This window comes from Streptococcus sp. 116-D4, from assembly GCF_009731465.1.
Classification (GTDB): domain Bacteria; phylum Bacillota; class Bacilli; order Lactobacillales; family Streptococcaceae; genus Streptococcus; species Streptococcus pseudopneumoniae_E.
The window spans coordinates 126,720-146,530 of the sequence record NZ_AP021887.1 but is presented as its reverse complement, the minus strand read 5'-3'; the positions used below and the strand labels follow the sequence as shown (position 1 = coordinate 146,530).

Below are 19,811 nucleotides of genomic sequence, written 5' to 3'. Positions count from 1 at the left end.
AAGGTAAACTTTCAATAAAATAGCCACTTTCTTCCCTATTCTGCTAGGCTATTGCCCAAGTTTGTGATACAATAGTTAGAAACAATAATTTTAAAAAGGAGAAAAGACACATGCACATTTTTGATGAGCTAAAAGAGCGTGGTTTGATTTTTCAAACGACTGATGAAGAAGCTTTGCGTAAAGCCCTAGAAGAAGGTCAAGTTTCTTATTATACTGGCTACGATCCAACTGCTGACAGCCTTCACCTAGGCCACCTTGTCGCAATCTTGACAAGTCGTCGCTTGCAACTAGCAGGTCACAAACCTTATGCGCTCGTTGGCGGTGCTACAGGTCTCATCGGAGATCCGTCCTTCAAAGATGCTGAACGTAGTCTCCAAACAAAAGACACAGTAGATGGCTGGGTCAAGTCTATCCAAGGACAACTTTCTCGTTTTCTTGACTTTGAAAATGGTGAAAATAAAGCTGTCATGGTCAACAACTACGACTGGTTTGGCAGCATCAGCTTCATTGACTTCCTCCGTGATATCGGAAAATACTTTACTGTCAACTACATGATGAGTAAAGAGTCTGTGAAAAAACGGATTGAAACTGGGATTTCTTACACTGAGTTCGCTTACCAAATCATGCAAGGGTACGACTTCTTCGTTCTTAACCAAGACCACAACGTAACGCTACAAATCGGTGGTTCTGACCAGTGGGGAAATATGACAGCTGGTACTGAATTGCTTCGTCGTAAGGCTGACAAGACTGGCCACGTAATCACTGTTCCACTGATTACCGATGCAACTGGTAAGAAATTTGGTAAATCAGAAGGAAACGCAGTCTGGCTCAATCCTGAAAAGACTTCCCCATATGAAATGTACCAATTCTGGATGAACGTTATGGACGCAGACGCTGTTCGCTTCTTGAAAATCTTTACTTTCTTGTCACTTGATGAGATTGAAGAAATCCGTAAACAATTTGAAGCAGCGCCACACGAACGCTTGGCTCAAAAAATTCTCGCTCGTGAAGTCGTGACTCTTGTTCACGGAGAAGAAGCTTACAAAGAAGCCCTTAACATCACTGAACAACTCTTTGCAGGAAACATCAAAAACCTTTCTGTTAAAGAACTCAAACAAGGACTTCGTGGAGTGCCAAACTACCAAGTACAAGCAGATGAAAACCACAATATCGTGGAACTGCTCGTCTCATCTGGTGTAGTTAACTCAAAACGCCAAGCCCGTGAAGACGTCCAAAACGGAGCTATCTACGTCAACGGTGACCGCATCCAAGACCTTGACTATGTCTTAAGTGACGCAGATAAGCTTGAGAACGAACTGACTGTTATCCGTCGTGGAAAGAAAAAATATTTTGTATTGACTTACTAAACTGTTCAACATTTACCTATAAAAAAAGGAGTTAACCTCGAGAAAGGTAACTCCTTTTTGCTGTTAATAGTCCCCACCTATCCCTTAATAGACAGGCTACGCAGTACAATACGTAAGGTTGTTAGATTATGTAAGATAGAGAGATTTGAAGGACTGAGCCAATTAAACAAGCCAAAGCCAATCAAACCACTATTTACGACAACGGTATCTTGAATATTCTTCTTGATGAGTGTTTGCAAAGATGATGATAGCGAATCCAACTCTTGGAAGAAATCCAAACGATTATCTAACAATAAGATATCGCTCATCTGCTTAGAAATGTCTGCACTCTCATTCATCACCACACCGATATCTGATAGGGTTAGAGCAGCTGAGTCATTCAACCCATCCCCAACCATCAAAATAGTGTGACCTGCTTTCTGTAGTTCCTCTACTAACTCGAATTTCCCATCAGGTTTCAAGTCTGTATAGACCTGATCAAAGGGCAAATCTTTAACTAATTCCTCTGTCCTAACCAGGGTGTCCCCTGTTGCCAGAATCAATTTTTTCCCTTGTGCCTTAAGTTTCTCCAAGGCTGCTTTTGCTTCTTTTCTCAAAGGAGTATGAATACAGAACATTCCAATCAATTCATTCTGATAAGCCAAGAATAAGAGATTGTAGTGACTCTTGTACTCTTCAATTAAAGCATTTTGTTCTGAACTGATATGAATCTGCTCATCCTGCATCAAGACATAATTCCCAATAAGAACTGGTTGCCCATCTATATGAGATTTGATCCCCTTGCTTGCGATATATTGGAGTTTCCCATGCATTTCCTCATGTTCAATTCCCTCTATCTCAGCTTGCTTGACGATGGCATTAGCAATAGGATGATAAATGTGTTCCTCAAGACAGGCACTGATTCTGAGAATATCTTCCTCACTATAGTCCCCAAAAGGTAACACCTTTTCAACTATAGGATAACTAGTTGTGATTGTTCCCGTCTTATCAAACAAGAAAGTATCAACTTCCAGATATTTCTCCAGAACATCCCCATCCTTAATCACCATTTCACGATTCAACCCCTCCTTGATAGCTGTCAAATAAGCTACAGGAGTAGAGATTTTCAAAGCGCAGGAGAAATCGACCAATAGGAAAGAAATAGCTTTAGAAAAAGAACCTGTCAATAGGTAAGTCAGCCCAGCCCCCAAGAAATTATATTTGACGACCTTATCCGCCATCTTGATGAAATAGCGTTGTTTCGTTTTCTTATTTTCTTCAGATTTCTTCATCAACTCAATCAGCTGTAAAATACGGCTGTTCATCTGATTATCGGTTACACGAATGCACAACTCTCCAGTTTCTAATACTGTATTTGCACAAACCAAATCAGACTCTCTTTTTTCAACTGGAAAGCTCTCTCCTGTCAAGGAACTTTCGTTGACCATACCTAAACCTGAAACTACTTGTCCATCAAACAGAATTTCATTTCCTTGAGATAGGACCAAGACATCTCCTATTTGAACATCGGAACTCTTGATACTAACAACCATATCCCCCTGTACTAGAAATACATCGCTCTCTTTTGCAAGAAGACTTTGTTCTAAATCTGTTGCAGTTTTTTTCAAGGACCACTGATCTAAATGATTCCCCAAATCAAGCATAAACATGATATTGCTAGCCGTCTTGGATTGGTTCATAAACAAGGACAATAAAATCGCCGAACAGTCCAAGACCTCCATCGTTAGTTCCTTACGCGCTAGTGTTTGATAGGCTTCTCTAATATAGCCAAAAGCCTGATAACAAGTCCATATATAGCGAATAGGATACGGCACAAAACTACGAAAAAGTATACGCTTAATCGCTGCACCTGAAACAATAGAATAAGCACTCTCTTCTCTACGAATGGGAAGAGTCATCAACTCAGAAACTTTCCCTTTATCAATTCTTTTTAAAAAGGCTTCTGCATTATCTAATACAGAAAAGCCTTCTTTTATGCGTAGAGTAAAGTGCTGTTGATCCATGTAAAACTGGATAGACTCAATCCCCTTTTCATCTCTCGCCAAGGAACGAAGATAGTCTTGAATATCCAAGGTGAGTGAAAAAGAAGATGATAGTCGGATATGTTGGTATCCTCTATGTAGCACTTTAAAAGACATATTATTCTCCTATAAGGCTATCTAATTGCTCTTCTTTTTTCTCTTGCTCGTACAAATGTTTGGCATCTTGCAAGACATCGTCTCCATGTTGTTTCACAACAGAAACAGATGCATCTAGCCCGTCTTTCAACTTGTAAGCCTTAGCCAAAGCTTTAGAATAACCTTTTTTAGCTTCCTTACTTGCTAAGATTTTCAAACCAAGGGTACCAAATGCGACACCACCCAAAAAGAGTGATGATTTTTTCGCAACTTTTGCGACGCTTAATACTTCTTTTAACATACTTATTTCCTCCTTATCATTATTATATAGCAATTTAGATATAAAAGCAATTTCATTCCATAAATTGGAGAATTAGTTTTATTTCTACTGAATCTCCCATCTACTTATTCCTAAAGTTGCTTTCATTTGCCTCTTTTGATACACTTAAACTATGAATACAAATCTCAAACCCAAAATTCAGCGTTTTGCTTCTGCGACTGCCTTTGCCTGTCCTATCTGCCAAGACAATCTGACTCTGGTAGAGAGCAGTCTCAAATGTAGCAATCGCCATTCTTTTGACTTGGCGAAATTCGGCTATGTCAATCTAGCACCTCAAATCAAGCAATCTGCTAACTACGACAAGGAAAATTTTCAAAACCGTCAACAAATCCTAGAAGCCGGCTTTTATCAGGCTATCTTAGAGGCTGTATCTGACTTGCTAGCCAGTTCAGAAACTAGCACCACAGTCTTAGATATCGGTTGCGGTGAAGGTTTCTATTCTCGCAAACTCCAAGAAAGGCATCCTGACAAAACCTTCTATGCCTTTGATATTTCCAAAGATTCCGTCCAAATCGCTGCCAAGAGCGAACCCAACTGGGCAGTCAACTGGTTCGTTGGTGACTTGGCTCGTCTTCCTATAAAAGACGCTAGCATGGATATCCTGCTTGATATCTTTTCCCCTGCCAACTATGGAGAATTTCGTCGCGTTTTATCCAAAGACGGTATCTTGATAAAGGTTATTCCAACTAAAAATCACCTCAAGGAAATCCGTCAGAAGGTACAAGACCAGCTGACAAACAAGGACTATTCCAACCAAGATATCAAAAATCATTTCCGAGAACACTTTACCATCCTATCTAGTCAAACTGCCTCTCTGACTAAAACTATCACAGCAGAGCAGCTCCAAGCCCTACTCAGTATGACTCCTCTCCTCTTTCACATTGACCAGAGCAAGATTGACTGGAGCCAACTGACAGAGATTACCATTGAGGCTGAGATTCTGGTTGGGAGAGTACTATAATTGACACAAAAAACCGCATTTCAAGAAGATCTGCGGTTTTAAATTTCAATTTTTAAACTATCTATCCCAAAAGTCTAAAACATTTAAAGCTTTTAGCTTCTCCATTTATTTTCGATTCGAAATAAAAAACTTATCAATAAATAGCAAGTGAAATAAGGCAAGTGTAATTCCCGATAAGCACCCATGATAAGAGATTTCTTGATGGGTAAGGGGGTAAAGATTACTATTACCCGCCAAGAGGCATGTTAAAATAACAAATAGAATCCAAAATAAATCCGTCCATTTATATTTTGAAAAATATTTTTTCCACATAAGAACACCTTCTTTCCTATAATCATATTATAATACTTTATGTAAGCGAACACAAGAAATTTGAGGTAATTTTTAAGTAGATTTCGAGGCTTAAAGGTTGTAAAACCAGCATTTTAAGCGCTGGTTTATTGTTTTAAACTAGGTTTCTTACAAAACTTACTAACACTAAGCTTTAAAAAAAGTTAGTTTTTGAAGCGCTTGGATAAATAGAATCTAGAAAACAGAAAAAACTAAAAAGAATGTAGGGAAATAAACCCTACATTCTTAAAATAACTTAGTACATAAATGACAATGCTGTCGCCGCCATCAATATTGCAAGAACTATTTTCCAAATTTTTTTATTTTTTCCAAAAATCTTATCAGGTAACAAGCTTATTACAAGAAAGGTAATAAACAACACCAATTTAAGTGTATGTATCATAAGAACACCTTCTTTCCTACAATCATATTATAATACTTTGTGTAAGCGAATACAAGAGATATGAGGTAATCAACTACGAAGAAACAGAAGGCTGAAGACAGTAAAACCAGCATTTAAAGCGCTGGTTTATTGTTTTAAACTAGGTTTCTTACAAGCTTACTAACACTTAGCTTTTAAAAAAGTTAGTTTTTGAAGTTGATTAAGTGTTAACTTTCCAAACGGAACTTTTTTTTTATTTTTCAATCCCCAATAGCTGAGGGCAAGTAATGCTACAACCCAAGCAAAAGTGATCCCCAAACTGTCAAAATTCAATTTGAAATCTGGTTTATTAAAGAAATCTACATAAACTCCTAAGAAGGTTGTATCCATGAATTTCTTGACCTCTGAGCTAACTTGAGCAAACATTGGCAAGAATGAGAGACCAAGCATTGGAATCAAACCATAAACCTGAGCTTGCGTTTGTGTCTCTGAAATAGCTCCAATCACCAAATTTAAGAGGATTGTACATAATGCTACCAGAGAAGCTACTACAAGGTATACAGGATAATCTTTTGCGAAATCCACTTCAACCATAATAGGGAAGGAAATAACTGAAGCCAAGGCAAAGATTACAGGATAAAACAACACTGAAACAAGATATTCTCCACGGCGAACTCCGCTTAAAATAAGTGTTTTAAAAATTCTTTTTTCTTTTTCCTCTGCAATAGAGTTTGAAATCATTGACCCAGAAGAAAATGAGAATGCCATTGTTAAAGAGCTATACAATAGTACTTTCCCTTGAGTGCCATCTGTATTCATAAAATTTTGGAAGAGTAGAACCAGAAAGAATGGGAATACTACCTGTACCAAAGTGTTTTTGTTTGTTAACAATACTTGTGTCCTCAACCAGATAAGGGCTAAAATTCTCTTAAACATCTAATTTTTCTCCTGTCAATTTAATAAAAATGTCTTCTAAAGTTGGTTCACATGAGTGAATCGTCATTATTTTTTTATAATCTTCTTGCTGCAAGTCTTCAAAGCGCACTACCTTTTTAGTAGAATCACTATAGGTTACTGCAACATTCTTTTCCGTGTTGTATTTTTGGATAATTTCGCCTGGGCTTCCTTGTTCAATAAGATCACCTTTATTCAAAAGAGCTAGGTTATCACATAATAAAGTCGCCTCATTCATATCATGAGTAGTTAAGAAAATGGTTGTTCCTCTTTCCTTTAACTCCTGTAGTAATTTGTGAATCTTCTTTGAGGTGGTGGGATCTAACCCACTTGTAGGTTCATCTAAAAATAGAACTTTAGGGTAATTGATTAAAGCACGAGCTAAAAGCATTCGTTGACGCATTCCTGTAGAAAGTTTCTCAGCTGGAGTGTCTTTACTATCATACAGACCAACTTGTTTTAGAATTTCTTCAATTCGTGATTTTGAAACTCCGTATAGTCTTGCAAACAGTAACAAGTTATTGTACAAACTTAATTTTTCGTAATAACCACTTGTGTCACCTACTAAGCCTAACTCTTCAAAATCTGACGGAAGTAATTTTTGAGAATCTTTCCCTAATAATTCTGTCTTTCCGCTGTTGGCCTGTAGCTGTCCTGTCAGAATATTGATCATTGTTGTTTTCCCTGAACCAGATGGACCTAGGAATCCAAAAATTTCTCCTTCGTTTATTGAAAAACTAATTTGATTTAAAGCAACATTATCTCCAAATCGCTTTATAACTCTTTCTACCTTAATCATTGTATTACCTCTTTCTAATGATAAATTGTATTTTAGAAACTTCACTCACTCCCATCGGTTATGTCAACAACTCTAATTCTAGGTTTTAAGTTGGAGTCCATTTTGATTTCTCTCATTTCATTTGGAAGCAAGAGAACTAATTTGAGCAATTTCTCATCAAGTGTCACTTTACATAGGCGTCTGCTATCTAGACTATTTTTGATAATCAGATAGTCCTTCTTGACAAACTTTTCATCCATATAATAGTCAATTGTTTTTACCATATTTTCCTCCCGCCTGCTAATCTACATCCCGTTTAAATAGTAATGGTTCTAGCATTGCGCTCTGCTTAACTTATTTACAATAACAGTATATACCTTACGAGAGTAAAAAAACAGGACATCTTTGTCTACTGACATTTATGTCCTGTTGTTTCAGTTATTGAAAATAATATCTATTATGTACAAATCAAATGTTTGGGAAGTCTAGATTTTTTTCCTCTAAAACTCGGTTTTTAAATAAATTATCATTTAAAAACTCTGCTCCCATAATAGCTTTGTCGTAATACTGTAGGGCTTTTTCTTCATTTCCTTTACCATAGAGGTAATACTTTGCTTCTAAATAATCAACTGTGGGTTTTAAACTAGTATCTCCGATGTCAATCATAATTTCTCTTAACATACTCAATATTTCAGGTATAAATTCATGATAATCGATGTCAAGCTGATAAAGTACTAAACCTATTAGTACCCTTTGAAGCAAGTGAATATAGTTTGTATCATCATAATTTGTTTGAGATACAATAGTTAGACAAACTTTGTTTAAAGTTACTTCATCTCGTTCTGCTTTAACCGCTAAAGATAAGAAATACAAGTACAATAGTAGTAGATCATTTGTCGAATATTCTGTTCGCAGCATTGTTTGCTCAAAATACTCTTCAATTAAACCTTCCCCAAATTCAGCGTTTTCAGAAATATATACATCATCAATGGCTTGTAGGACTTCAACTGCTACTTGCTCATCTTCAGGAAGTTGGTCATAAAAACGTTCCTGAATGTCTTCAAAGATAGCTTCACGCTGGCGGACTTTTTCTTCATCTCCATGAATAGATTGACGAATTAACTTCGTTTTTAGCTTTAAATACTCTTTAGGAACGATTAGCGGGCCTTCATCAATTAACTGAGATATCGGAACTCCCAATATTTTTGCTATATAGTCTAGTTTAGCTAAACTGGGCAAGTTATTTCCTGTTTCAATTCGGCCCAACTGACGAACAGTAAGTTCTTTTTCATCTCCACAAAAGGCTTCCCTACTCAATCCTTTTTCAGTCCGTAAGGTGCGAATCCGTTTCCCGATTTCTAAATTTTTCATATCATTCCTCTATAAATAGACTTTTGCACACAGCAAATAAAAGTAGTTATGACTATTTGTTATCAACTATTACTTCAAATATATTAAATTCTTACTGAAAAAGCTACTTAGACTGCTTATCAGCCACCTCCACAATGAACAAAGAGTTTTTTACATATCTGGAAACTCTTCTTTCATCTCCTCTATCACTCGATTTTTGAAATTTATATCATTAAAAAATTCTGCTCCACTGATAGCTTTTTCATAGTATTGTAGGGCTTTTTCTTTATCTTTTTCCCCGTATAGGTAATATTTGACTTCTAAGTAGTCTACCGTTGGTTTTAAGTTTGAATCTTGAATTTCCATCATAATTTCTCTTAGAAAACCAAAAATGACAGAGATATCTTCGTAGTATTCGTTTCTCAATTGATACAACAGCATTGCAATTAATACTCTTTGTAGTAGATGCATGTAAGTGTTATCTGAACAGTCAATTATAGTCACGATATTACTTCTTACTTTTTTAAAAATTTCATCATGTCGTTTGAAACTAATAGCACTTGATAAAAAATATAAATATAAGATCAATAAATCATTTACAGAATACTCCGTTTGTAGCAAAGTTTGATTGAAATATTCCTCAATTAAACCTTCTCCAAATTCGGCATTTTCAGAAACATATACATCATCAATAGCTTGTAGAACCTCAACTGCTATTTGTTCATCCTCAGGGAGTTGATCATAAAAATGTTCCTGAATATCTTCAAAGATAGCCTCACGCTGGCGGACCTTTTCTTCATCTCCATGAATAGATTGACGAATTAACTTCGTTTTTAGCTTTAAATACTCTTTGGGAACAATTATCATGCCTTCATCAATTAACTGAGACATCGGAATTCCTAGCTCTCCAGCTATATAATCTAGTTTCGCTAAGCTGGGCAAGTTATTTCCTGTTTCAATTCGACCCAACTGACGAACAGTAAGTTCTTTTTCATCTCCACAAAAGGCTTCTCTACTCAATCCTTTTTCAGTCCGTAAGGTGCGAATTCGTTTCCCTATTTCTAAATTACTCATAATGACCTCTTTAAATTCTAATTTGATAGCCAAACAACTACGTGTATACATTTCCATTCTAACACACTTTCCTACAATTTTCAGAAAAAATAATTATAATGAATAGTTTTAAGCCATAACTCTTTATATTTGCCCCATTTTAATATAGTATCTGAGGTCTATTTCCACTCAAGTATTAAAAAAGCGAATTTCAATCGAAATTCGCTTCATAGGAAAGTGTATTAGTATGAATTTGTATCTTATACTCAATGAAAATCAAAGAGCAAACTAGGAAGCTAGCCGCAGGTTGCTCAAAGAACTGCTTTGAGGTTGTAGATAGAACTGACGAAGTCAGTAACCTATATACGGTAAGGCAACGCTGACGTGGTTTGAATTTGATTTTCGAAGAGTATTAGTTCAAGTGCCAGATATCTTCGTTATACTGAGCGATTGTACGGTCAGATGAGAAGAATCCTGCTTTAGCAATGTTGACGATGACTTTATCCAACCATGTATCACGGTCTTCGTAGTCAGCAAGCATTTGCTCTTTCACTTTGATGTAGTCTTCTAAGTCAAGAAGAGTCATGAACCAGTCTTTGTTGATCAATTCATTGTAAAGACGTTCCAAGCGTTCTTTCTTACCTACTGCAAGAACAGCGTCGCTGACGATAAAGTCAACCAATGGTTTGATGGCTTCACGAGCGTAGAATTCGCTTGATTTGTAAGCTGCTTTTGCATAAAGGTCGATAACAGTTTCAGAATCTTCACCAAAGATGTAGATGTTTTCATCTCCAACCAATTCAGCGATTTCCACGTTAGCTCCGTCCATAGTACCAAGAGTCAAAGCTCCGTTCAACATGAATTTCATGTTACCAGTACCTGAAGCTTCTTTAGAAGCAAGTGAGATTTGTTCTGAGATATCACATGCCGGGATAAGGAAGCTTGCTGCAGTAACGTTGTAGTTTTCAACCATAACTACTTGCAAGTGTGGAGCAACTGCTGGGTCATTAGCAATCACTTCTGACAAGCAAAGAATCAAGTGAATGATATCTTGGGCGATTGTGTAGGCAGGAGCTGCTTTACCACCAAAGAAGACTGTGATTGGACGAGCAGGGATGTTACCAGCTTTGATGTCAAGGTATTTGTGGATAACGTACAAAGCGTTCATTTGTTGGCGTTTGTACTCGTGAAGACGTTTGATTTGGATGTCAAAGATAGAGTTTGGATTGATTTCCACACCTTGGTGTTCTTTCAAGTGACGAGCCAATTTACGTTTGTTGTGAGCCTTGATGCTTTCCAATTTTTCTTTGACAGCTGCTTTGTCTTCATAAGACAAAAGTTTTTCAAGCTCATCTGCTTCATGGTGCCAACCTTCTCCAAGAATCTCATCCAAGTAGTGAGACAATCTTGGGTTAGCATGCATGAGCCAACGACGGAAAGTGATACCGTTTGTTTTGTTGTTGAATTTTTCTGGGTAGATGTCGTAGAAAGCTTTCAACTCTGAATTCTTCAAGATTTCAGTGTGAAGAGCCGCAACTCCGTTTACGCTGTATCCGTAGTGGATATCCATGTGAGCCATGTGGACACGTCCACTCTCATCGATGATTTGAACAGCTGGATCTTTGTATTCTGCTTTCACACGACGGTCCAATTCTTCGATGATTGGTACCAAATGAGGAACCACTTCTTGCAAGAATTCAAGAGGCCATTTTTCAAGGGCTTCAGCAAGGATTGTGTGGTTAGTGTAGGCAGTCATGCTACGAACGATTGAGATTGCTTCATCAAGTTCGATACCACGTTCAGTTAAAAGACGGATCAATTCAGGAATCACCATTGAGGGGTGAGTATCGTTGATTTGGACAACTGCGTAGTCAGCAAGGTCATGCAAGTTGCTTCCTTTTTCGATTGCTTCATCGATGATCAATTGAGCACCGTTTGAAACCATGAAGTATTGTTGGAAGATACGGAGCAATTCACCTTGTTTGTCGCTATCGTCTGGGTAAAGGAAAAGAGTCAAGTTGTGAGCGATATCTGTCTTGTCAAAGTCGATACCATCTTGGATGATTGAAGAATCAACTGAATCCAAGTCAAACAAACGCAAGCGGTTTTTCGTTTCTGTCTTGTAACCAGGTACATCAATATCGTAAAGAGTTGATGTCAATGTGAAGTGAGCAAATGGCACTTGGTAGCTACGGCTTGAGCGAACCAACCAGTTTTGGTCAGTCAACCAAGCGTTAGGAATTGTTTCTTGTTGGTTGTTTTTAAGCACTTGTTGGAAAAGACCAAAGTGGTAGTTCAAACCAACACCGTCACCATTCAATCCAAGTGTAGCGATTGAGTCGATAAAGCAGGCTGCCAAACGTCCCAAACCACCATTACCAAGTGATGGTTCCAATTCTACTTCTTCGATTTCGATCAACTCTTTACCTGCGTCAGCAAGTTCTTTTTTAACTTCGTCATAAAGACCAAGGTTAATCAAGTTGTTTGACAAGAGTTTACCAATCAAGAACTCAGCTGAGATATAGTAAACTTTTTTCTTACCAGTGTTCACTGGTTTTTGGCTGCTTGCAAGCTTGCTGTAGTTAAGAAGAGCAAGATAAAGCTCTTCATTGCTACATTCTGCAATGGTTTTATTGTAACGATTTTGTACAAATTCTTGTAGTGATAACATGTTTAAGGTATCTCCTGATATTGTATTATTTGTTTAATTCTACCAAATTTTCATTGATTCGGCGATAGATTGTTGTCAAGTCAAGCAAAGTTTCTTCGACAGCGGGTGTCAATTGGTCTTCAGTCATACGCCAAGACCAGTTTCCACCAAGAGTAGATGGGAAGTTCATACGAGCTGCCTCATCCAATTCTAGCAAATCTTGCATAGTGGCAATTGCCATGAAGCTAACTGATGAAAAGACTGTACGAAGCATAGCATGTGGCACTGTTTCGTATTCTTTGCGGTTCGTGTAACGAGCCATGTACTCACGAGTCGCATCATCGATCTCGTTGCGGTACCAACCAAGGACCGTATTGTTATCGTGTGTTCCTGTGTACATAACTGAGTTAGCAGGTGCCAAGTGTGGGCTATCGATGCTTTCGTCTTCTGGGTTGAAGGCAAATTGAAGAATCTTCATTCCTGGGAAGCCAGTACGTTCACGCAATTCAATAACTTCGTCAGTCATGAAACCAAGGTCTTCTGCGATAATGTTTAGCTCACCAAGTTCTTCCTTAACGGCTGCAAAAAGCTTGTAGCCAGGACCTTTCACCCACTCACCAGGTGCTGCTGTATCAGAACCAGCAGGGATTTCCCAGTAAGATTCGAAGCCACGGAAGTGGTCGATACGAACGATGTCGTAGATTTTGAAGCTTTCACGCAAGCGTTCAATCCACCATTTGTAACCATCTTTGTCCATTGCTTCCCAATCATAGATTGGGTTCCCCCAAAGCTGACCAGTTGCAGAAAATTCATCTGGTGGGCATCCTGCGATACAAGTCGCCTTACCGTTGACATCTGTCTTGAAGAGATGTGGATTTGCCCACATATCGCTTGAATCTTCCGCTACGTAGATTGGCATGTCCCCAACGATTTCGATGTGGTTGTCGTTAGCATAAGCTTTCAATTTCAACCATTGTTGGAAGAAGAAGTATTGAGTCACACGGTGATAAACCAACTTGTCTGCCAATTGCTCACGGTAGCTCTCAAGGGCTGAAGCTTTACGAGCACGAGCATCTGCATCCGGCCATTCTGTCCAAGCAAGATTGTCAAAATGCTCTTTGATAGCCATATACTCTGCAAAGAGTTCAAGCCATGATTGGTTGTCTTGAGCAAATTTCTCAAAATCTTTAACATCTCCTACTTCCAAGAAACGTTTTACCGCTTTTTCTAAAAGAGGACGACGTGCATAGTAGATTTTCGCATAATCAACTTCAGACGCATCGCTACCAAAGTCAACCCCTTCAAGGTCACTGGCTTGCAACAAGCCTTGTTCCACCAAGATATCTAAATCAATAAAATGAGTGTTCCCTGCGAAAGCTGAGAAAGATTGGTAAGGAGAGTCTCCGTAACTAGTTGTTCCTAGTGGAAGGATTTGCCAGTAACGTTGTTTTGTGCGAACCAAGAAATCAACGAAGTCGTAAGCACTTTTACCAAATGATCCGATTCCGTATACTCCTGGAAGAGAAGAAATGTGCATCAAGACACCACTTTGACGTTTTTTCATAATAAGCACCTCATGTGTTTATAGTTAGATATTACATTTTTACGAACGCAAACGTTTGCGCCATTGCTAGTATAGCTTATTTTCTCTATAAATGCAAGTGACTTTAAATAAGTTTTTTGATTATTTTTTTAAATTTTTTATTCTTACTCGTATATATATTCTTTTAAGAGACAAACAAAATAGGAATAAGGTTTCCACTTATCTTATTGGCAAGAAAGAAAGAAGCAAATCTCTTTAGTTTCCATTTGTAAATTAGGCAATCGTTTTCTCCACTTTTTTTAAATTTAAAGCAAAAGCGATTTTTGGGATTTTCTACTATATATAAGGCGATAAAGCGTTTACTTTTTCCACAATTTTTTTAAAAATTTTTACAAAAAACACTTGCAACCGCTTTCCGATTGTGCTATACTTGTCCTATAAAGGGAAACGTTTGCGTTTCCTCATTATAAAATTTGTTATTCTTTAGGAGGAATACACTATGTCATCTAAATTCATGAAGAGCGCTGCTGTGCTCGGAACTGTTACTCTAGCTAGCTTGCTTTTAGTAGCTTGCGGAAGCAAAACTACTGATAAAGCGGCTGATGCTGGTTCATCTGAAGCGAAAGAACTCACTTTCTACGTTGAGGACCAATATAAAGCCTTCGCTGAATCTGCTGCACAAGCTTACGAAAAAGAAGCTGGAGTAAAAGTTACTATCAAAACAGGAGACCAAATGGGTGGTCTTGATAACCTTTCTCTAGATAACCAATCTGGTAAAGCTGCTGACGTTATGATGGCACCATACGACCGAGTAGGTAGCCTAGGTAAAGACGGACAACTTTCAGAAGTGAAATTGAGCGATGGTGCTAAAACAGATGATAAAACTAAATCTCTTGTAACAGCTGCTGACGGTAAAGTTTACGGTGCTCCTGCCGTTGTCGAGTCACTCGTTATGTACTACAACAAAGACTTGATAAAAGAAGTTCCAAAAACTTTTGCTGACTTAGAGAACCTTGCTAAAGATAGCAAATACGCTTTCGCTGGCGAAGATGGTAAAACGACTGCCTTCCTAGCTGACTGGACAAACTTCTACTATGCATATGGACTTCTTGCTGGTAACGGCGGTTACGTATTCGGCCAAAACGGTAAAGATTCTAAAGACATCGGACTTGCAAACGAAGGTTCAATTACAGCTATCAACTATGCTAAATCTTGGTACGAAAAATGGCCTAAAGGTATGCAAGATACTGAAGGAGCTCCAAACTTAATCCAAACTCAATTCCAAGAAGGTAAAACTGCTGCTATCATCGATGGTCCTTGGAAAGCCCAAGCCTTCAAAGATGCTAAAGTAAACTACGGTGTTGCGACTATCCCTACTCTTCCAAATGGTAAAAACTATGAAACATTCGGTGGTGGTAAAGCTTGGATCATCCCATCAAGCACTAAGAACCTTGAAGCTTCTCAAAAATTTGTAGACTTCCTTGTTTCAACTGAACAACAAAAAGCCTTCTACGATAAGACTAACGAAATCCCAGCTAACACTGAAGCTCGTACTTACGCTGAAGGTAAAAACGATGAGCTGACAACAGCTGTTATCAAACAGTTCCAAAACGCTCAACCAATGCCAAACATCCCTCAAATGTCAGCTGTTTGGGACCCAGCTAAAACAATGCTATTTGAAGCTGTAAGTGGTAAGAAAGATGCTAAAACAGCTGCTAACGATGCTGTAACATTGATCAAAGAAACAATCAAACAAAAATTTGGTGAATAAAAAAATTGTTCAAGGGGGGTGAAATTCAAATCCCCCTTTGAATTTATCAATAAAAAACATATATAGTTTAGGTTTTGATTAGAAACCAGTATCCTATGAAAGGAGTTATTATGGAAAAGCAACAACCTAGTAAAGCAGCCCTGCTGTCTATCATTCCTGGGTTAGGACAGATTTACAATAAACAAAAAGCCAAAGGTTTTATCTTCCTTGGTGTAACCCTTGTATTCGTCCTTTACTTCCTAGCACTTGCAGCCCCTGAATTGAGCAATCTTATCACTCTTGGTGACAAACCAGGTCGTGATAATTCCCTCTTTATGCTGATTCGTGGTGCCTTCCATTTAATCTTTGTAGTTGTTTATGTACTCTTTTATTTCGCAAATATTAAAGATGCACATACTATTGCAAAACGTATTAACAATGGAATTCCAGTACCACTTACGCTAAAAGATATGATCAAAGGAATCTATGAAAATGGCTTCCCTTATCTCTTGATCATTCCATCTTACATTGCTATGACTTTTGCGATTATCTTCCCCGTTATCGTAACCTTGATGATCGCCTTTACCAACTATGACTTCCAACACTTGCCACCAAACAAATTGTTGGACTGGGTTGGTTTGACAAACTTCGCAAACATCTGGAGCTTGAGTACCTTCCGTTCTGCCTTTGGTTCTGTTCTTACTTGGACTATCATTTGGGCTTTGGCTGCCTCAACTTTACAGATCGTCATCGGTATCTTCACAGCTATCATTGCTAACCAGCCATTTATCAAAGGAAAACGTATCTTCGGTGTTATTTTCCTTCTTCCTTGGGCTGTTCCAGCCTTCATCACTATTTTGACATTCTCAAATATGTTTAACGATAGTGTCGGAGCTATCAACACTCAAGTATTGCCAATCTTGGCTAAATTCCTTCCTTTCCTTGATGGGGCGCTTATTCCTTGGAAAACAGATCCAACTTGGACTAAGATTGCCTTGATTATGATGCAAGGTTGGCTTGGATTCCCATACATCTACGTTTTGACTTTGGGTATCTTACAATCTATTCCTAACGACCTTTACGAAGCAGCTTATATTGACGGTGCCAATGCTTGGCAAAAATTCCGCAACATCACTTTCCCAATGATCTTGGCCGTTGCGGCACCTACTTTGATCAGCCAATACACCTTCAACTTTAACAACTTCTCTATCATGTACCTCTTCAATGGTGGAGGACCTGGTACTGTCGGAGGGGGAGCTGGTTCAACTGATATCTTGATCTCATGGATCTACCGTTTGACAACAGGTACATCTCCTCAATACTCTATGGCGGCAGCTGTTACCTTGATTATCTCTATCATTGTCATCTCAATCTCTATGATTGCATTCAAGAAACTTCACGCATTTGATATGGAGGACGTCTAAGATGAATAACTCAATCAAACTCAAACGTAGACTGACTCAAACCCTTACTTACCTCTACTTGATTGGCCTTTCAATCGTGATTATCTATCCACTATTGATTACTATCATGTCAGCCTTCAAGACAGGTAACGTGGCAGCCTTTAAACTCGATACTAACATCGACTTCAATTTTGATAACTTTAAAGGACTCTTTACCGAAACCCTATACGGTACTTGGTATCTCAATACCTTGATCATCGCCTTGATTACCATGGCTGTCCAAACAAGTATCATCGTACTTGCCGGTTATGCCTACAGTCGTTACAACTTCTTGGCTCGTAAACAAAGTTTGGTTTTCTTCTTGATTATCCAAATGGTGCCAACCATGGCCGCTTTGACAGCCTTCTTCGTTATGGCACTTATGTTGAACGCCCTTAACCACAGCTGGTTCCTCATCTTCCTTTATGTTGGTGGTGGTATCCCGATGAATGCTTGGCTCATGAAAGGCTACTTCGATACAGTGCCAATGTCTCTAGACGAATCTGCAAAACTAGACGGTGCAGGACACTTCCGCCGCTTCTGGCAAATTGTTCTTCCACTGGTTCGCCCAATGGTTGCCGTACAAGCTCTCTGGGCCTTCATGGGACCTTTCGGGGACTACATCCTCTCTAGTTTCTTGCTTCGTGAGAAAGAATACTTTACTGTTGCCGTCGGTCTCCAAACCTTCGTTAGCAATGTGAAAAACATGAAGATTGCCTACTTCTCAGCAGGTGCTATCCTCATCGCCCTTCCAATCTGTATTCTCTTCTTCTTCCTACAAAAGAACTTTGTTTCAGGACTTACAAGTGGTGGCGACAAGGGATAATTTATCCCCGCCACCCTTTTTCATTTTGGAGCTTGTGACTATAAAACTATCCTTGTAGCAAGCAATTTGTCTCCTAGACTTGAAATAAAGCACATTTCTCTATATAATAATACTCATATAGAAAACACCTTTTAGAAAGATACAAATGCTTCCATATCCATTTTCCTATTTTTCAAGTATTTGGGGATTTCGTAAACCCCTGTCCAAACGTTTCGGACTCAACTGGTTTCAGCTTCTCTTTACCAGTATTTTCCTTATCAGCTTGTCTATGGTCCCCATTGCCATCCAAAATAGCTCTCAGGAGACTTATCCGCTAGAAACCTTTATTGATAATGTCTATGAACCATTGACAGATGAGGTTGTCCAGGACCTCTCTGAACACGCTGCAATTGTTGATGGCACATTAACTTATACAGGAGCAGCTACTCAAGCTCCTTCTGTTGTGATCGGTCCAAGCCAAAGCAAGGAATTACCTAAGGACTTGCAACTGCATTTCGATACGAATGAGCTGGTCATCAGCAAGGAAAGTAAAGAGCTGACCCGTATCTCTTACCGAGCAATTGAGACTGAGAGTTTTAAAAGCAAGGACAGCTTGACCCAAGCAATTTCCAAAGATTGGTACCAGCAAAATCGTGTCTATATCAGTCTCTTCCTAGTTCTCGGCGCAAGCTTCCTCTTTGGTTTGAATTTCTTCATTGTCTCTCTAGGAGCGAGTCTTCTCCTTTATATCACTAAGAAATCACGCCTCTTTTCATTTAGAACCTTTAAAGAGTGCTACCATTTTATCTTGAACTGTTTAGGATTACCAACTCTGATTACACTTATTTTGGGATTATTTGGCCAAAATATGACAACTCTCATTACTGTACAAAACATTCTTTTTGTTCTGTATCTGGTCACTATCTTTTATAAAACGCATTTCCGTGATCCAGATTACCATAAATAGGAGATTTTTATGCCCGTTACGATTAAAGACGTGGCCAAGGCTGCTGGTGTTTCGCCTTCAACCGTAACCCGTGTTATTCAAAATAAATCAACCATTAGCGACGAAACAAAAAAACGCGTTCGTAAGGCCATGAAGGAGCTTAATTACCACCCCAACCTCAACGCTCGTAGTTTGGTAAGTAGTTATACTCAGGTTATCGGCTTGGTCCTTCCTGACGACTCAGATGCCTTCTATCAAAATCCTTTCTTCCCATCTGTCCTCCGTGGTATCGCCCAAGTCGCCTCTGAAAACCACTATGCTATTCAGATTGCAACAGGTAAAGATGAAAAAGAGAGACTTAACGCGATTTCACAAATGGTTTACGGTAAACGTGTGGATGGGTTAATCTTCCTTTATGCCGAAGAGGAAGATCCCTTGGTCAAACTGGTGGCTGATGAGCAGTTCCCCTTCCTCATCCTAGGAAAATCCATTTCACCCTTTATCCCTCTTGTCGACAACGACAATGTCCAAGCTGGTTTTGATGCAACCGAATATTTCATCAAAAAAGGCTGCAAACGAATTGCCTTCATTGGAGGGACGAAGCGACTCTTCGTGACGCAAGACCGTTTAACAGGCTATGAGTCAGCCCTCAAACAACACCAACTGCCTATGGACGAAAATTTGACCTATTTTGCAACGGAGTTCTTAGAAGAAAAAGGCTACCAATTTAGTAAACTCCTCTTTCAGCATGATCCACAGATTGATGCTATCATTACAACTGATAGTCTCCTAGCTGAGGGGGTCTGTGACTATATTGCTAAACACCAACTGGATGTCCCTGTTCTCAGCTTTGACTCTGTCAATCCCAAGCTCAACTTGGCGGCTTATGTTGATATCAATAGTCTGGAGCTTGGTCGTGTTTCCCTTGAAACCATTCTCCAGATTATCAACGATGCTAAAAGCAATAAACAAATTTGTTACCGTCAGTTAATCGCCCACAAAATTATCGAAAAATAAAGGCTCTTTGTCAACTGTAGTGGGTT

17 protein-coding genes are annotated in these 19,811 nt (G+C 38.7%); 7 read left to right on the top strand and 10 right to left on the bottom strand.

Going from position 1 to position 19,811, the window contains the following annotated elements; genetic code table 11:
- The first annotated feature begins 110 nt into the window (after positions 1–110).
- Positions 111–1,367 (top strand): tyrosine--tRNA ligase, encoded by a 1,257-nt coding sequence (tyrS, locus tag UKS_RS00710; protein ID WP_084930531.1) that lies wholly within the window; start codon positions 111–113, stop codon positions 1,365–1,367.
- A 77-nt stretch (positions 1,368–1,444) separates the two neighbouring features.
- Here the strand turns inward: tyrS and UKS_RS00705 are convergent, their stop codons facing one another.
- Both UKS_RS00705 and UKS_RS00700 read right to left on the bottom strand, forming a co-directional pair.
- Positions 1,445–3,505, bottom strand: a complete 2,061-nt coding sequence (locus UKS_RS00705; RefSeq protein WP_156011389.1) for a heavy metal translocating P-type ATPase — start codon at positions 3,503–3,505, stop codon at positions 1,445–1,447.
- Between the two features lies 1 nt (position 3,506).
- Positions 3,507–3,785: a DUF6110 family protein gene (locus tag UKS_RS00700; protein WP_156011388.1), complete on the bottom strand. Its 279-nt coding sequence runs from the start codon at positions 3,783–3,785 to the stop codon at positions 3,507–3,509.
- A 151-nt stretch (positions 3,786–3,936) separates the two neighbouring features.
- Here UKS_RS00700 and UKS_RS00695 point away from each other — a divergent pair, with 151 nt between their 5' ends.
- Positions 3,937–4,785, top strand: a complete 849-nt coding sequence (locus UKS_RS00695; protein WP_156011387.1) for a putative RNA methyltransferase — start codon at positions 3,937–3,939, stop codon at positions 4,783–4,785.
- A gap of 105 nt (positions 4,786–4,890) precedes the next feature.
- Here the strand turns inward: UKS_RS00695 and UKS_RS09780 are convergent, their stop codons facing one another.
- The 8 genes from UKS_RS09780 to malQ form a co-directional block, all read right to left on the bottom strand.
- The gene (locus UKS_RS09780) at positions 4,891–5,097 is read right to left on the bottom strand and encodes a hypothetical protein (protein WP_000265676.1); all 207 of its coding nucleotides are present in this window, start codon (positions 5,095–5,097) and stop codon (positions 4,891–4,893) included.
- Between the two features lie 580 nt (positions 5,098–5,677).
- Positions 5,678–6,433: an ABC transporter permease gene (locus UKS_RS00690; RefSeq protein WP_156011386.1), complete on the bottom strand. Its 756-nt coding sequence runs from the start codon at positions 6,431–6,433 to the stop codon at positions 5,678–5,680.
- Positions 6,426–7,250 (bottom strand): ABC transporter ATP-binding protein, encoded by an 825-nt coding sequence (locus UKS_RS00685; RefSeq protein ID WP_156011385.1) that lies wholly within the window; start codon positions 7,248–7,250, stop codon positions 6,426–6,428. Before UKS_RS00685 ends, UKS_RS00690 begins: the two co-directional genes overlap by 8 nt.
- Before the next feature lie 41 nt (positions 7,251–7,291).
- Positions 7,292–7,513 (bottom strand): hypothetical protein, encoded by a 222-nt coding sequence (locus UKS_RS00680; RefSeq protein WP_033679542.1) that lies wholly within the window; start codon positions 7,511–7,513, stop codon positions 7,292–7,294.
- Positions 7,514–7,697: 184 nt separating this feature from the next.
- Positions 7,698–8,600 (bottom strand): helix-turn-helix domain-containing protein, encoded by a 903-nt coding sequence (locus UKS_RS00675; RefSeq protein ID WP_156011384.1) that lies wholly within the window; start codon positions 8,598–8,600, stop codon positions 7,698–7,700.
- A gap of 150 nt (positions 8,601–8,750) precedes the next feature.
- Positions 8,751–9,653 (bottom strand): helix-turn-helix domain-containing protein, encoded by a 903-nt coding sequence (locus tag UKS_RS00670; RefSeq protein ID WP_156011383.1) that lies wholly within the window; start codon positions 9,651–9,653, stop codon positions 8,751–8,753.
- Positions 9,654–10,044: 391 nt separating this feature from the next.
- Positions 10,045–12,303 carry a glycogen/starch/alpha-glucan family phosphorylase gene (gene glgP, locus UKS_RS00665; RefSeq protein ID WP_156011382.1) on the bottom strand — a complete coding sequence of 753 codons (2,259 nt, stop codon included), beginning with the start codon at positions 12,301–12,303 and terminating at the stop codon, positions 10,045–10,047.
- Between the two features lie 25 nt (positions 12,304–12,328).
- Positions 12,329–13,846, bottom strand: a complete 1,518-nt coding sequence (gene malQ / locus UKS_RS00660) for a 4-alpha-glucanotransferase (protein ID WP_156011381.1) — start codon at positions 13,844–13,846, stop codon at positions 12,329–12,331.
- A gap of 478 nt (positions 13,847–14,324) precedes the next feature.
- Here malQ and UKS_RS00655 point away from each other — a divergent pair, with 478 nt between their 5' ends.
- The 5 genes from UKS_RS00655 (at position 14,325) to UKS_RS00635 (ending at position 19,785) form a co-directional block, all read left to right on the top strand.
- Positions 14,325–15,596 (top strand): extracellular solute-binding protein, encoded by a 1,272-nt coding sequence (locus UKS_RS00655; protein ID WP_156011380.1) that lies wholly within the window; start codon positions 14,325–14,327, stop codon positions 15,594–15,596.
- Positions 15,597–15,706: 110 nt separating this feature from the next.
- The gene (locus UKS_RS00650) at positions 15,707–16,999 is read left to right on the top strand and encodes a carbohydrate ABC transporter permease (RefSeq protein ID WP_049494755.1); all 1,293 of its coding nucleotides are present in this window, start codon (positions 15,707–15,709) and stop codon (positions 16,997–16,999) included.
- Position 17,000: 1 nt separating this feature from the next.
- Entirely contained in the window at positions 17,001–17,843 is an 843-nt protein-coding gene (locus UKS_RS00645) for a sugar ABC transporter permease (protein WP_049494757.1), read from the top strand.
- Positions 17,844–17,988: 145 nt separating this feature from the next.
- Positions 17,989–18,789, top strand: coding sequence for a DUF1189 domain-containing protein (locus UKS_RS00640; RefSeq protein ID WP_156011379.1), 801 nt, complete (start codon positions 17,989–17,991; stop codon positions 18,787–18,789).
- A gap of 9 nt (positions 18,790–18,798) precedes the next feature.
- Positions 18,799–19,785, top strand: a complete 987-nt coding sequence (locus tag UKS_RS00635; RefSeq protein WP_156011378.1) for a LacI family DNA-binding transcriptional regulator — start codon at positions 18,799–18,801, stop codon at positions 19,783–19,785.
- Positions 19,786–19,811 lie beyond the last annotated feature (26 nt).